The 14,894-nt window shown below is 66.2% G+C and carries 12 protein-coding genes; 4 read left to right on the top strand and 8 right to left on the bottom strand.

Translation table 11 applies throughout. The features are described from left to right. Positions 1-78 precede the first annotated feature (78 nt). Positions 79-1,782, bottom strand: coding sequence for an ArnT family glycosyltransferase (locus ACZK33_RS17240; RefSeq protein WP_423175137.1), 1,704 nt, complete (start codon positions 1,780-1,782; stop codon positions 79-81). A gap of 130 nt (positions 1,783-1,912) precedes the next feature. Here ACZK33_RS17240 and ACZK33_RS17235 point away from each other — a divergent pair, with 130 nt between their 5' ends. Together ACZK33_RS17235 and ACZK33_RS17230 are read left to right on the top strand one after the other, a co-directional pair. After that, on the top strand, positions 1,913-2,626 hold the full coding sequence (locus tag ACZK33_RS17235; protein WP_071229551.1) for a response regulator transcription factor: 714 nt from the start codon (positions 1,913-1,915) through the stop codon (positions 2,624-2,626). Continuing rightward, a complete protein-coding gene (locus tag ACZK33_RS17230) occupies positions 2,613-3,899 on the top strand; it encodes a sensor histidine kinase (protein ID WP_032129860.1) in 1,287 nt (428 codons plus the stop codon). Before ACZK33_RS17235 ends, ACZK33_RS17230 begins: the two co-directional genes overlap by 14 nt. A 266-nt stretch (positions 3,900-4,165) precedes the next feature. Here ACZK33_RS17230 and ACZK33_RS17225 read toward each other — a convergent pair whose 3' ends face one another. After that, positions 4,166-4,555 (bottom strand): VOC family protein, encoded by a 390-nt coding sequence (locus tag ACZK33_RS17225; protein ID WP_032129859.1) that lies wholly within the window; start codon positions 4,553-4,555, stop codon positions 4,166-4,168. A 133-nt stretch (positions 4,556-4,688) separates the two neighbouring features. Here ACZK33_RS17225 and ACZK33_RS17220 point away from each other — a divergent pair, with 133 nt between their 5' ends. Next, a complete protein-coding gene (locus ACZK33_RS17220; RefSeq protein ID WP_049421249.1) occupies positions 4,689-5,939 on the top strand; it encodes a DUF819 family protein in 1,251 nt (416 codons plus the stop codon). A 204-nt stretch (positions 5,940-6,143) separates the two neighbouring features. Here ACZK33_RS17220 and ACZK33_RS17215 read toward each other — a convergent pair whose 3' ends face one another. Beyond that, positions 6,144-6,368, bottom strand: a complete 225-nt coding sequence (locus ACZK33_RS17215; RefSeq protein ID WP_005410613.1) for a YbdD/YjiX family protein — start codon at positions 6,366-6,368, stop codon at positions 6,144-6,146. Then, entirely contained in the window at positions 6,368-8,449 is a 2,082-nt protein-coding gene (locus tag ACZK33_RS17210) for a carbon starvation CstA family protein (RefSeq protein WP_032129857.1), read from the bottom strand. The genes ACZK33_RS17215 and ACZK33_RS17210 overlap by 1 nt, the downstream gene beginning before the upstream one ends. 215 nt (positions 8,450-8,664) lie before the next feature. Here ACZK33_RS17210 and ACZK33_RS17205 point away from each other — a divergent pair, with 215 nt between their 5' ends. Then, on the top strand, positions 8,665-9,516 hold the full coding sequence (locus ACZK33_RS17205) for a pirin family protein (RefSeq protein WP_032129856.1): 852 nt from the start codon (positions 8,665-8,667) through the stop codon (positions 9,514-9,516). 128 nt (positions 9,517-9,644) lie between these two features. On the opposite strand, the gene ACZK33_RS17200 is transcribed toward ACZK33_RS17205, so the two are convergent. From ACZK33_RS17200 to ACZK33_RS17185, 4 genes are all read right to left on the bottom strand, one after another. Next, the gene (locus ACZK33_RS17200; RefSeq protein WP_032129855.1) at positions 9,645-10,103 is read right to left on the bottom strand and encodes a hypothetical protein; all 459 of its coding nucleotides are present in this window, start codon (positions 10,101-10,103) and stop codon (positions 9,645-9,647) included. A 196-nt stretch (positions 10,104-10,299) separates the two neighbouring features. Next, the gene (gene aqpZ / locus ACZK33_RS17195) at positions 10,300-11,019 is read right to left on the bottom strand and encodes an aquaporin Z (RefSeq protein ID WP_032129854.1); all 720 of its coding nucleotides are present in this window, start codon (positions 11,017-11,019) and stop codon (positions 10,300-10,302) included. 121 nt (positions 11,020-11,140) lie between these two features. Further along, entirely contained in the window at positions 11,141-12,004 is an 864-nt protein-coding gene (locus tag ACZK33_RS17190; protein WP_032129853.1) for a pirin family protein, read from the bottom strand. Between the two features lie 669 nt (positions 12,005-12,673). Continuing rightward, complete coding sequence (locus ACZK33_RS17185) at positions 12,674-14,737, bottom strand: 3-hydroxyacyl-CoA dehydrogenase NAD-binding domain-containing protein (RefSeq protein ID WP_423175138.1); 2,064 nt, start codon at positions 14,735-14,737, stop codon at positions 12,674-12,676. Positions 14,738-14,894 lie beyond the last annotated feature (157 nt).

Raw genomic sequence — 14,894 nt, 5'->3', positions numbered from 1 at the left:
TGCTCGTCACCTGGATGTCGGAGAAGGGTCGGACGCTCGTTCGTGCCGGGTTAATGCTTGCCCGGCACGGGTCAGCGTTCAGTCTTCTTCAGCGGTCGCGCCGGCCCGTTCGGCGTGGCATTCCGCGTCCCACGCGGTACCGGGAAGCAGTTGCCAGCGATTCCTGTTGGCAATACCGATATCGATCACCTTGCCCGGGTCCACGCACGGGCTCATCGCATCGTCCAGCACCAGCAGCCAGCGCTTGTCCGGTGCCTCGGCCAGCCACGGGCCGGCGTCGTGCCACTGCTCGGCCCAGGGCCGCTTGAAGCCGAACTCGCGCACCGGCCGGTCGGCCTGCAACAGGTTCTGCTCGCGCCAGGCCACCAGCGCCAGTTCGGCGTCGGGTCCGATCCGCGCGCCCACCCGGCGCATGAGTGCCGACGCCGAAGCGAAGGGGTCCAGTGCAGGCATCAGCACCAGGCCGTAGAGCATCCACAGCATGCCGTGGGTCAGCAGTACCAGCGTCGCGGCACGGCGTACCCGCAGCCACACGATCAGCGTGGCCAGGGCAATGGCGAAGGTCAGCAGGCCATCGCCCAGCACCGGCAGCAACGTCTCGGGCATGGCGCGGCGTTGCAGTTGCGCCAACGCCCATGGGTGCTCGGTCATCAGCATCACGCCGAGTATGCCGGTGGCCAGCATCAGCACCACGCTGTAGCCGAACAGGTAGCGGCGCACGCACACGCGGCGCAGCAGGCCGGGCAGCAGCGGCGCTACGGCCAGTGCCATCGCCGGCAGCATCGGCAGCAGGTACACCTCGCGCTTGCCCGGGCTGGCACTGAAGAACACCAGTACCAGTACGGCCCAGCCCAGCAGCAGCCACTGGCGGCGATCGCCACGACGGATGCGGCGCCACCAGGGCTTGAACAGCATCGGCAGCAGCAGGCTGCCCGGCAGCCACAGGGTCAGGATCACCTGCAGGTAGTACCAGGCCGGCTGCCGGTGGTGCCAGGCATTGGCGTAGCGGGTGCCGGTCTGCTTGAACAACAGCTCGTGCGCGTAGGCCTGCAGTTCGGCGCTGGGCGTATGCAGCAGGGCCCAGCCCAGCGGCGCCAGCCACACGCCCACGCCCAGCAGGAACGCCGGGATCAACCACAGCAGCGTTGCCGGGTGCGGACCCTCCACACGGTGCCCGCGACGGCGCTGGTACAGCCACCAGCCGAACCAGGGCAGCACCAGCAGCAGCGGCAGGAAACCCACGCCCTTGGTCACCGTGCCGACACCGGCGGCGAAACCGGCCAGCCACAACGCGGGCAGGTTGCGACGTTCGCACAGGTGCCGCATCAAGCCCCACAGGGCGACGGTGGTCATCCCCACCAGCACCATGTCGATCTGCGCACGCTTGGCCATCAGCCCGAACTGCAGGGTGCAGAACAGCGCCGCGAGGGCATAGATGGAATGCCGCGGCGACCACAGCCGCCGTGCCAGATCCGACACCAGCCACAGACTCAGCAGGGCGCCCAGCAATGATGGCAGCAGGAACGACCATTGCCAGCTGCCGACCACCTCGTAGGCGGCCGCCTGCAGCCACATGAACACCGGTGGTTTCTCGGCATACAGCTCGCTGCCACGATGCGGCAGCAGCCATTGCCCGCTCTCGACCATGGTCCGTGCGGCCAGCACGAAGCGCGGCTCGTCCGGTGGCTGCGGCTGCCGAAGGCCGATGCCCGCTGCCAATGCAGCAATGATCAGCAGCCACAACAGGGGCAGGCGCCAACGGCGGGGCAGGGCTACGGGCACGGCAGGCTCCGGGAGCAAAACGGCCATTCTGAGGTGGCGGGGGTGGGAAAAGCGTCAGAAGGGGGCGGGACGACCGCATTCCGACATGGGCAGCGCTACCATGGTACGAACTTCCGTGGATGTTTCGTGCATGCGTCTGTTGGTGATCGAGGACAACCGCCAGCTGGTGGCCAACCTGTTCGACTATTTCGAGTCGCGCGGGCATGTGCTGGACGTGGCCCCGGATGGCATCACCGGCCTGCACCTGGCCGGCAGCCACCCCTACGATGCGGTGATCCTGGACTGGATGCTGCCGCGCATGGAGGGACCGGAAGTGCTGCGCCGGCTGCGTGCCGAGCACGCGTCGGAGGTGCCGGTGATCATGCTGACCGCGCGCGATGAACTGCCGGACAAGATCGCCGGTTTCCGCGCCGGTGCCGACGACTACCTGACCAAGCCGTTCGCCCTGCCCGAGCTGGAGGTGCGGCTGGAAGCGCTGCTGCTGCGTGCGCAGGGCCGCAACCCGCGCAAGCGCCTGCAGGTGGGCGATCTGGTGCTGGATCTGGCGACGCTGGAGGCCCAGCGTGAGGGCCAGGTGCTGCACCTGTACCCGGCCTGCCGCAAACTGCTGGAAGTGCTGATGCGGGCCAGCCCGGGTGCGGTGACGCGACAGCAGCTGGAGTTCGCCCTGTGGGGTGACGAGCCGCCGGATGGCGACCTGCTGCGTTCGCATGTCTACGAGTTGCGTCGCAGCGTTGACGGTCCGTTTGCCGAGAAGCTGATCCACACCCTGCCGCGCGTGGGTTACCGGTTGGCGGTAGTGGAGGGTGCCGACGCCGTCAGGAATGCTGATGAGGGCGCGTAAGCCGGGGCCGTTGTACCGGCGCGTGGTGTGGTGGTTGCTGGGCTATCTGGCGCTGCTGTCGATCGCGGTGTTCAGCGTCGGCAACTACGTGCACGAGCACGCCGAGCATGCTGCCTGGCGCGCGCTGCTCAACTCCGAGCTCGACAGCATCGTCGAGCATGTCGAGCACGAACCGCACTATCGCTGGCAGGATTCGGACACGCTGAGCCTGTACCGCTTCGACGCGGTCAACCTTCCCGATAGCCTGCGTACCCTGCATCCAGGGCTGCACGACGGCGTAATGGTCAAGGGCCGCGAGACGGCGGTGATGGTGCGTGAAACCCAGTCGATGGGACGGGTCGCGCTGGTACTGGACATCTCCGACTTCCATGACCTGGAACAGTTCGCCACGCGCTGGGTGATGCTGGCCGGGGTGATCATGATCTTCGTTACCGTGCTGATGGCTTCGTTCGGCATGGAGCGGATGGTGCGTCCGCTGAGCCTGCTGGCACAACACATCGCCGCGCTCAGGCCGGGCGTGCAGGGGCAGCGCATCGAGGTCGACCCGCGCGGCAGCTCAGAGCTGCACACCATTGCCAATGCGTTGAACGATTACCTGGACCGCAACGAGCAGTTCGTCGAACGCGAGCGGGTCTTCATCAGCACCGCCAGCCACGAATTGCGCACGCCGATTGCGGTGATGACCGGTGCCGCCGAACTGGCGCTGGAGCAACCGGGCCTGCCCGAGCGTGCGCGCCAGCAGATGCAACGGGTACTGCGCACCGCACAGAGCGTGGAGCAGCTGATCGAACTGCTGCTGGTGCTGGCGCGTGATCCGGCGCGACTGGCGGCGCGTGCCGAGCGCATCGCGCTGGACCAGCTGCTGCCGGAGATCGTCGACGACCATCGCCACCTGCTGGGCGACAAGGACCTGAGCATCGGCATCCAGGCCGCACCGGTGGACATCGTCGCGCCGCTGGCGGTGGTGCAGGCAGCGATCGGCAACCTGCTGCGCAACGCCATCGAGAACAGTGGCCGTGGCCACATCGAATTGCGCCTGAGTTCATCGGCGGTGCTGACCCTGCAGGACCCGGGACATGGCATGAGCCCGGAAGAGATCGCGGCGATCCATGCGCGGATGGCCCGTGGCGAACGCGCCGATCGTGGCGGCGGCATCGGACTGGATCTGATCGCGCGGCTGTGCGAGCACCTGGGATGGACCCTGCAGTTGCAGCCCTGCGAGCCGCGTGGCACACGTGTCACGCTCGATTTCAGTGCCTCGCGACCGCGCTGATCCGGCCGTTCGTGTAGATGCCAACCTTGGTTGGCATGCCGTTCGTCGACCAAGGTCGACGCCTACCCAGGCGGTGGCTGGGCGTGCTCTGGTAGATGCCAGCCCTGGTTGGCATGCCCCGGCGGTGGCTGTCCGTGTCCTGGTAGATGCCAGCCCTGGTTGGCATGCCCTGGCGGTGGCTGGGCGTGCTCTGGTAGATGCCAACCTTGGTTGGCATGCCGTTCGTCGACCAAGGTCGACGCCCACCCAGGCAATGGCTGTCCGCTTCAACGCCCGTTCGGTCGCGCCACGTGCTGGTCGATCAGGATCACGTTGCCGTCGGGATCAGCCAACTGCAGGTAGCCGGTCCCCTGGCCATCAGGATCGGTGCGGACCGCCAGTTCGATGCCCCTGGCATCCAGCTCTGCCTGCAGCTCACGCACATCCTGGAAGTGGGGCAGTTCCTGCTTGTGCTGGTCCCAGCCGGGGTTGAAGGTCAGCAGGTTGCCCTCGAACATGCCCTGGAACAGCCCGATCACCGTGCCGTTGCTGCGCATCACCAGCCAGTTCTGTGCCGGATCGCCGCCGGTGACCGAGAAGCCCAGGGCTTCGTAGAAGGCACGGGAGGCCGCGAGATCCTTCACCGAGAGGCTGACCGAAAAGGCACCAAGCTGCATGAGTGGGCTCCCAGACGGGATGGGGGGTGTCGGCACTGCAGCATGACCGGGCGTGAAGACAATGTTAATCTCGATCTGCGCCGCCTTATGCGGCGCTTTTTTTTCTCCGCTCTTTCGATCGACAGAGGATCCCATGCCGACCGAACCCGCTACTGCCCTGATCAGCAACGACATCGTTGGACTGGGCCTGATTGCCGCCACCCTGGCCCTGATCTTCTGGGCCGCCAGTGGTCCAACCCCGCTGCTGAAGAAGATCTTCGCCTGGGTGCCGGCCCTGCTGCTGTGCTATTTCATCCCCGCCGTCTACAACACCGCCGGTGTCATCGATGGCCACAACACCTCGCTGTACAACCCGGTCGCGCGTGACGTGCTGCTGCCGGCCGCGCTGGTCCTGCTGACCCTGTCGATCGACCTGAAAGGCGTCATCAAGCTCGGCCCGAAACTTCTGATCGTGTTCTGTGCCGGTACCGCCGGCATCATGCTCGGCGCCATCGTTTCGTTCCAGCTGATGAAGCTGATCCATCCGGAAACCGTGGCCGGTGATACCTGGGCCGGCATGGCGGCGCTGGCCGGCAGCTGGATCGGTGGCGGCGCCAACATGGTCGCCATGCGCGAGGTGTTCGGCACCGATGCCACCACCTTCGGCCAGTTCGCGGTGGTTGACGTGGCCTGTGCCAGCCTGTGGATGGCGATCCTGCTGTTCCTGGCCAACCGCGCACAGCAGATCGACACCCGCAATGGTGCCGACACCCGTGCCATCGACGAGATGAAGGCGCGCATCAGTGCCTACGAGGCGCAGAACGCGCGCATTCCCAGCATGACCGACCTGATGGTGATCGTTGGCGTGGCACTGGGCGGCGTCGGCCTGGCCCATGCCATCGCCGCGCCGCTGGCGGGCTGGTTCAAGGCCAATGTCAGCTGGGCCAGCCAGTTCAGCCTGGACAGCCAGTTCGTCTGGGTGATCCTGCTGTCCACGGCGATGGGCCTGGGCCTGAGCTTCACCCGTGCCCGCCGGCTGGAAGCGGCCGGTGCGTCGCGGCTGGGCACGGTGTTCCTGTACTTCCTGATCGCCTGCATCGGCATGCAGATGAACCTGCTGTCGCTGCTGGATCGGCCGTGGCTGTTCCTGCTCGGCGCGATCTGGATGGCCACGCACGTGCTGGTGCTGTGGGTGGTGGCCAAGCTGCTGCGCGCGCCGCTGTTCTTCTTCGCCATTGGTTCGCAGGGCAACATCGGCGCAGCCGCTTCGGCCCCTGTGGTGGCGGCGGCGTTCCATCCGACGCTGGCGCCGGTCGGCGTGCTGCTGGGTACGGTGGGTTATGCCACCGGCACGGGCCTGGCCTACGTCACCGGCCTGATCCTGAAGTGGATGGCCACCGGCTGAGTTCGGACCGCCCTGGCGTCATGCTTCCGTAGATCCACGCCATGCGTGGATGCATTTCATGGGTCTCCATGAACAAGGAAGGGGTCAGATCCGTTTCCCGGAGGAAACGGATCTGACCCCGGACTCAACTCGATATCTGCCAGGCTTCATCCACGCATGGCGTGGATCTACTCAACGTCATTCGAGAGCTGTTGAACCGGACCCTCAACAGCAGCGGCCACCGTTGCGTCCGCCATAGCGCGCTTCCTGGCGCTCGCGGAAGAACGTCTTGTAGTCCATCGGCTCCTGGTCCGGATGTTTTTCCAGCATGTGCCGGACGTAGTTGTCGTAATCAGGAATGCCACAGCACAGTCGTGCGGTCTGCACCAGGCGCCGCCAGATGCGGCGGTGCGCCTGGTACTGGCCGGCGGGAACCAGTTGGGTACTCATCACAGATCCACCATTTCATGCGGCTTCAGCGCCACGTACGGGGTCTCGCGGTCAGTGCGCTGCGGATTGCGGCGGGCCGCCAGGATGGTCTTGATCGAATACACCAGCACCGCGCCCACCACCAGCAGGAACAGCGCGGTCAGGCCGGTGTTGACGTAGGCGTTGACCACGATCTGCTTCATCTGCGCCACCGACTTGGCCGGTGCAGTGATGGTGTCGCTGGCGAGCGCGGCCTGGAACTTGTGTGCCTGTGCCAGGAAGCCCTGTGCCGGATTGCTGTCGAAGATCTTGATGAAGCCGGCGTAGGTGGTGCAGATCAGCAGCCATATGGCCGGAACCGCGGTGACCCACGCATAGCGGTCACGCTTCATCTTGAACAGCACCACCGTGCCCAGCATCAATGCGATGCCGGCCAGCATCTGGTTCGAGATGCCGAACAGCGGCCACAGCGTCTGGATGCCGCCGAACGGATCGACCACGCCGGTGTAGAGCAGGTAGCCCCACAGCGCCACGCAGCCGGCGGTACCGATGATGTTGGCGGTCCACGATTCGGTCTTCTTCAGGGCCGGCACGAAGTTGCCCAGCAGGTCCTGCAGCATGAAGCGGCCCGCACGGGTACCGGCGTCCACCGCGGTGAGGATGAACAGCGCTTCGAACAGGATCGCGAAGTGGTACCAGAACGCCATCATCGCGTCGCTGCCACTGGGAATCGCTTCGTGCAGGATCTGCGCGATGCCTACCGCAAGTGTTGGCGCGCCACCTGCACGATGCAGGATGGTGGGTTCACCAATGGCCGCCGCGGTCGCGGTCAGCTGCTCGGGGGTGATGGTGAAGCCCCAGGTGTTGGTGATGTAGTGAGCGGCCGAGGCCGCATCGGCACCGATCACCGCCGCCGGGCTGTTCATCGCGAAATAGATGCCCGGATCGATGATCGAGGCCGCCACCAGCGCCATCACCGCGACGAACGATTCCATCAGCATGCCGCCGTAGCCGATGTAGCGCATGTGCGCTTCATTGGCCAGCAGCTTCGGCGTGGTGCCGGAGGAAATCAACGCGTGGAAACCGGAGACCGCACCGCAGGCGATGGTGATGAACAGGAACGGGAACATGCCGCCCTTCCATACCGGGCCATCGCCGCTGGCGGCGAACTGGGTCAGTGCCGGCATCTTCAGTTCCGGCATCACCACCAGGATGCCGATGGCCAGCGCGATGATGGTGCCGATCTTGAGGAAGGTCGACAGGTAATCACGCGGGGCCAGCAGCAGCCACACCGGCAGCACCGAGGCGACGAAGCCGTAGCCGATCAGCATCCAGGTGATCTGGGTGCCGGTGAAGGTGAAGGCCGGGCCCCAGACCGGATCGGCGGCGACCTTGCCGCCGTACCAGATCGCGGCGAGCAGCAGGATCAGGCCAACCACGGAGATCTCGCCGATCTTGCCGGGGCGGATGTAGCGCATGTACACGCCCATCAGGATCGCGATGGGCATCGTCGCAATCACCGTGAACATGCCCCACGGGCTTTCGGCCAGTGCCTTGACCACCACCATCGCCAGCACCGCCAGAATGATGATCATGATCAGGAACGCACCGAACAGCGCGATGGTGCCGGGCACCTGGCCCATCTCTTCTCTTACCAGGTCACCCAGCGAGCGGCCATTGCGGCGGCTGGACAGGAACAGGACCATGAAGTCCTGCACCGCGCCGGCCAACACCACGCCCACCACCAGCCACAGCAGGCCGGGCAGGTAGCCCATCTGCGCGGCCAGCACCGGGCCGACCAGCGGGCCGGCGCCGGCAATGGCGGCGAAGTGGTGGCCGAACAGCACGTGTTTGTTGGTCGGGACGTAGTCCAGGCCATCGTTGTTGATCACCGCCGGGGTGGCCCGGGTCGGATCCAGCTGCATCACCTTGTTGGCGATGAACAGGCTGTAGAAGCGATAGGCGACGAGGTACAGCGACACCGCCGCGACGACGATCCACAGGGCATTGATGTGTTCGCCGCGGCGCAGCGCCACGGTACCCAGACAGAACGCGCCGAGCAGAGCGAGTACCGCCCAGCCCAGTTTGGAAAACCCTTTCATGAGGTGCTCTCTCCCGGAAAGACAGACAAAGAGTCCTGCTTGCCCACGACAGGGTCAATTGGCACAGGACGAATCGGCGGTAGTACTTTGGTCGTACGGCGGCTGCGCTGACGTGCAGCGAACATCAGGGATGGAACAATCGGTTGCGGAGCCATCCATTGGCCTACGGCCGTGTGGCGTCCATCTTCAGTGGCACCCATCCAACAGGAGTCGCCATGAGCTTTCCCGAACCGGTCCGCGTACTGCGCACCATCCGTGGCATGCCCACCTCCGACGGTGCCGGCGTGCGCCTGACCCGCGTCATCGGCGGCCCGACGCTGCCCGACCTGGATCCGTTCCTGCTGCTTGATGAGTTCGGTACCGACCGCGCCGAGGACTACATCGCCGGCTTCCCGGAACACCCGCACCGTGGTTTCGAGACCGTCACCTACATGCTCGACGGACGCATGCGGCATCGCGACAACCACGGCAACGAAGGCCTGCTGACCCCGGGCAGCGTGCAGTGGATGACCGCTGGCCGTGGCCTGGTGCATTCGGAGATGCCCGAGCAGGAAAGCGGGCAGATGCGCGGGTTCCAGCTGTGGGTGAACCTGCCGGCGAAGGAGAAGATGACCGAGCCGAAGTACCAGGAATTCGCACCCGAGCGCATTCCCGTGGTGCACCCGGAGCCGGGCGTGGAGGTGAAGGTGATTGCCGGCAGCGTGGACGGCACCGATGGCCCGATCGTGCAGCCGGCCACCGATCCGCTCTACCTCGACATCACGCTGGCGCCCGACCGGGCCTGGACCTATGCGCTGCCGGAGGGGCACAACGCGTTCGCCTACGTGTTCGAAGGTGCGATGACCGTGGGTGAGCAGGACGCCGCGCGCGACGTTGCACGCCAGGAACTGGCGGTGCTGGGCGGTGGCGAGCAGTTGCACCTCTCGGCCGGCAGCGAAGGTGCGCGATTGATTCTGGTGGCCGGCCGTCCGCTGCGCGAACCGGTGATGCGCCACGGGCCGTTCGTGATGAACACGCGGCAGGAACTGATGCAGGCCTTCGTCGATTTCCAGGAAGGCAAGTTCTGAGGGAGCGCCGGCCGCTGGCCGGCAGCAGCCTCGGACAAAGGCGGATCGGGGTGCCGGCCAGCGGCCGGCACTACCGTCGGATCGGCTCGCATTGCGGGGATGCTGCCAGGCAGTCATCCCCGTCACCTTCAGCGCCCCGCGGCCACGGCCGACGGAGTCAGGCTCATGCCCTGCGCCAGCTGCTGCAGCGAGCCCAGTTCCTGCGCGCTGTCCGGATACAGCGAAATCTGCGCGTAACGCCCTTTGTCGAGCTTGACCACACTGATGCGACGCTCGGCATAGCCCGGCGGCTGCTGGCCACCAAGATCTGGCTGGTACCAGTACAGCGATTCACCGCCGAAGCTGCCCTTTTCCTGGCGCAGCGAGCGGTTCAATGGAAGGTTGGGATCGCGCGCACTGAGCATCAGGCTCAGTACCTCGCGGCCATCGCCGGTGCTGGCGCGGCAGACCAGGAAATCGGCCTGTGCCTGCTGTTGCCACTGCAGGCCGCTGCTGGCCGGCAATGAAGGACATTCGGTGGGAGCCTGCGCGGCGGCCTGGGCCACCGCGAACAGCAGGCTCGACAACACTACAGGCGCGAACTTCATGCATCCCCCAAGGTGGTGTGTCGTTGGCTCCGCCGGATGGACCGGCAGCCTTGGCATCCCATCCCCGGATGCCGCCCCGGCCGGCATGTGCACGGACGGTCAACTCAACCTTAACGGAACGTGAGCGATCGCACAAATCGCGGTTACACGCGTAACCATTGCGGCCGATGGTCGGCCGCAATGGTCCGCACGGGCCTCAGCGGTCGTTGCCGATCCACTTGTAGATGATGCCGCCGATCGCGCCGCCCAGCAGCGGGGCGACCCAGAACAGCCACAGCTGGCTGACCGCGCCGCTGCCGGCGAAGAAGGCCACCGCCGTGGAACGGGCCGGGTTCACCGAGGTGTTGGTGACCGGGATGCTGATCAGGTGGATCAGGGTCAGCGACAGGCCGATCGCCAGCGGGGCGAACCCGGCCGGTGCCTTGCCGTGGGTGGCGCCCATGATCACGATCAGGAATACGGCGGTCAGCACCACTTCGCACAGGAAGGCCGCGGCCACGCTGTAGCCGCCGGGGGACAGCGCGCCGTAGCCGTTGCTGGCGAATGCACCGGCCTGGCTGCCATCAATGGCGAAGCCGCTGGCGCCCGATGCGATCTGCAGCAGGATGAAGCCGGCCAGCAGGCCGCCGGCGACCTGGGCGATGATGTACGGGATCAGGTCCTTGGTCGGGAAACGACCGCCGGCCCACAGGCCGACACTGACCGCCGGATTGAAGTGCGCGCCGGAGATATGGCCGAACGCATAGGCGCCGGTCACCACGGTCAGGCCGAAGGCGAGCGCCACGCCGAGGAAACCGATACCCAGCGGATTGCCGTCACCGCCGAACTTGGCGGCCAGCACGGCACTGCCACAGCCACCCAGAACCAGCCAGAACGTGCCGAGGAACTCGGCGGACAAGCGTTTACCCATGCTCATGTGTTGCACTCCTTTGACGGTCGAAAGTGTGATTTATGTCACATTTCAATGGTCAGCGGGTGACTGTAGTGTCAACGCCGGGTGCAGGGATACACCTTCGGATGTGTGCAACACGCGATGTTCAGTACTGCGGCAGCGGGATGAATTCCTTGTCGTCGCCCGGAATGGTGCCGAAGCGGCCGGCCTCCCAGTCGTGCTTGGCCTGTTCGATACGTTCCTTCGAGCTGGACACGAAGTTCCACCACAGGTGACGCGGGCCATCCAGCGGCTCGCCACCGAACAACATCGCCTTCACCGGCGTCTTTGCGCGCAGGCGGCCACGCGCACCAGCCTCGGGGATCACCAGGTGCTGGGCAGGGATGTCCACGCCATCCAGCTGCGCGTCGCCTTCGAGGATGTACAGCGCGCGTTCGCGGTGGCCGTTGTCGATATCGATTTCCGCATCCGGGTCGAGGTCGATCGCCACGTTGAGCGTATCGGCGAATACCTTCACCGGCGATTCTTCGCCGTAGGCGCGGCCGGCGATGACGCGCAGCCAGGCGCCGTTGCGGCGCTGCTCGGGCAGGGTGGCAGCGGCGTGGTGGTAGAACGCCGGTTCGATTTCCTCGTGCGACTTCGGCAGCGCCACCCAGGTCTGCATGCCGTGGATGGGGTTGTCATGGTCGCGGTCCGGCTGCGGCGTACGCTCGGAATGGGCGATGCCGCGGCCGGCGGTCATCCAGTTGACGTCACCGGGACGGATCACCTGATCCGAACCCAGCGTGTCGCGGTGGCCGATCGCGCCCGACCACAGGTAGGTGACGGTAGCCAGGCCGATATGCGGATGCGGGCGCACGTCGATGGCGGTGCCGGGGTGCATGAGTGCCGGGCCCATCTGGTCGACGAACACGAACGAGCCGATGCTGCGGGCCTGCAGGGTCGGGACGGCCCGGCGGACTTCGAGGCCGCCGATGTCGTGCACGCGCGGGGCGATGATGGTGGTCATGCGGGCGTTCTCGCTGGCAGGGATCAGGTGATCAGCATCGCATGCAGCTGTGACGGGGACATGCCCCGTATGGGTAACAGGTTGTTCCGTAGAGTCGAGCTTGCTCGACTGGGGTTCCAGCCAACGGCGCAGCCCCTCGTGGCTGTGGGTTGGTCGCTGAAGGCAGAAGCAAGATCAAAAGCTGCGCTTGGCCGGGCGGGTGGGTGGCGCAGGGGACGCTGCAAGTACGTCCATGTAAGCTCGATCGCCGCATCCATGCGGCTCACGCCCCTGCGCCACCCACCCGCCCGGCCTCTGACAGTTTCCGTGTGCGTCCAGCCACGGAGAAGAAAAAAGAAAATCAAAGTCAAAATCAAACGCCGGTCGCTTCGCTCGCATCCACGCATGGCGTGGACCAAGCGTGTCGACCAAGGTCGACACCTACCAGCTCCCGAAGGTCACTGACCGTCACCGGGAAACTGTCAGGGGTGGGGCGGTGTGGGCTTGCAGGACCGTTGGCGCCATGGATGGCGCCATCGAGCCCCCATGGACGGGTTTACGGCGTGTCCTGCAAGCCCACACCACCCCGCCCAACAAACAGAAAAGCCAGAGCCGGCTGTTGCTCCGGCTCTGGCTTCGGCTGTTGCTGTTGCCTCTGCGGGTGCCGGGCCGCAGGCCCGGCCGATCAACTCACACCACCGGTTCGCGCAGGGCGGGGTTGTCCCAGCCGGGGCGCGGTGCGAAGCGGTCGCCATGGCGCTGCTGCAGCGCCTTCAACCGCTCGACGATCGCGTCGGCACCCACCGCGCGGATGTGCTGGATCGGACCACCGCGGAACGGTGCGAAGCCGGTGCCGAAGATCACGCCGGCATCCAGCAGGTCCGCATCGGCCACCACGCCTTCGTGCAGGCAGGCCACCGCTTCGTTCAACAGCGGCAGGATCAGGCGGTCCTCCAGATCGGCCGGGGCCTGGTAATCGCTGGCCACGTCCGGCTTCTTCGGCTTGCCGTTCTCCCAGGTGTAGATGCCCTGGCCATCCTTCTTGCCGCGCTTGTCCGGTTCCACCGTCTGCAGCGCGGCCGGAATCTGCAGGCCCAGGAACGGTGCCAGTTCGCGGCCGACACCGGCGGCTACGTCCAGGCCCACGGTATCGATCAGTTCGATCGGGCCCATCGGCATGCCGAACTTCACCGCCGCCCTGTCGATCACCGGGCCCGGGATGCCTTCGGCATAGGCGGTGGCGGCTTCCAGCATGTACGGGAACAGCACGCGGTTGACCAGGAAGCCCGGGCTGCCGGCCACCGGCACCGGGAACTTGCCCAGTGCCTTGCAGAACGCGGCCAGGCGACGTTCGGTCTCAGGCGCCATGCCGTCGTGATGGATGATTTCCACCAGCGGCATCTGCGCGACCGGGTTGAAGTAGTGCAGGCCAGCGAACTGTGCCGGGCGCTGGATGTGGTCGCGCAGCTCCACCAGCGGAATCGATGAGGTGTTGGTGGTCAGCAGCGCATCCAGCTTCATCTTCGGTTCCAGCGTCTGGTACAGCGCACGCTTGGCTTCCGGGTTCTCGATGATCGCCTCGATCACCAGGTCGGCCTCGGCCACGCCGTTGCCTTCCAGGTCGGCACGCAGGCGCGCGGCCACCGCGGGACGCTTGCTCTCGTCGCGTACCTTCTTGGCGAACAGCGCCTGCGCGCGCTCCATGGCCGGGTCGATGAAGCGCTGCTCGCGGTCCTGCAGGGTGACCTCGAAGCCCTTGTAGGCGGCCCACGCGGCGATGTCGCCGCCCATCACGCCGGCGCCGACCACGTGCACGTGGCGGATGCTGGAGTCACCACCGCCGAGGCCCTTCAGGCGCTCGGTCAGGAAGAAAATGCGGATCAGGTTGCGCGCGGTCGGCGTGCTGGCCAGCTTCACCACGGCACGCCGCTCGGCATCCAGGCGTGCCTGGATCGGCTTGCCGCCGCTGCGCTGCCAGGTGCTGATCAGCGCGTAGGGCGCCGGGTACTGGTCCTTCTTGGCCTTGCGTGCGACCTGCTTGACCATCTGCGGCGCCAGCAGCGTGCGGGCCAGCCAGGTGTTGGTGGCCCAGGCCGTCGCGCGCTGCTTGAACGGGCGGGTGGTGCCGGACAAGGCCAGCGCGACGGCGGTGTCGAGCACCACTGCCGGTGCCACCACCTTGTCGACCAGGCCGATGCTGCGCGCGGCCGAGGCCGACAGGGTGCGGCCGGTCAACATCATGTCCATCGCCGCCGGTGCGCCGACCAGTTGCGGCAGGCGCGCGCTGCCACCCCAGCCCGGGAAGATGCCCAGCTGGGTCTCCGGCAGGCCGATGCGGGTGCTGCTGTCATTGGAGGCCACGCGGTAGCGGCAGGCCAGCGCCAGCTCGGTACCGCCGCCCAGGCAGTGGCCGTGAATGGCTGCCACGGTCGGGCAGGGCAGTTCAGCCAGCTTCTGGTAGGTGGCCTGGCCACGGCGGATGGCATCGTTCACGGTGCCGCGGCGGTCGAACTCCTGGAACTCCTTCAGGTCGGCACCGGCAATGAAGCCGGCCTTCTTCAGCGACTGGATCACCACGCCCTTGGGCGGGTCCAGTGCAATGCGCTCGAGCAGGTCGCCCAGTTCCAGCAGCACGTCCTGCGACATGGCGTTGACGCTGCTGTCCTGACGATCCAGGGAGAGAACCACCACGCCGTCGTCGCGGATCTCGGGGTGCCAGTGGCTGAAGCGGAGACCATCGAAGCCTGAGAGCATGGACGTTCCATCCGGTTGTGTATGGAGAAGCGGCTATGATCCAGAGGTTGTTTCCCCCGCGTCAAATCCCAATAGCAGGGGAGTGGCGACCCCGGATCCATGGCCGTGGACCGGGACGCTAACGGAACGGTGGTTAAAAGCTGGTGCGGCGCCAGGT

Source organism: Stenotrophomonas sp. 86156_Sma, assembly GCF_056481625.1.
The sequence above is the reverse complement of the archived record's forward strand: the minus strand, read 5'-3'. Positions and strand labels throughout refer to the sequence as shown.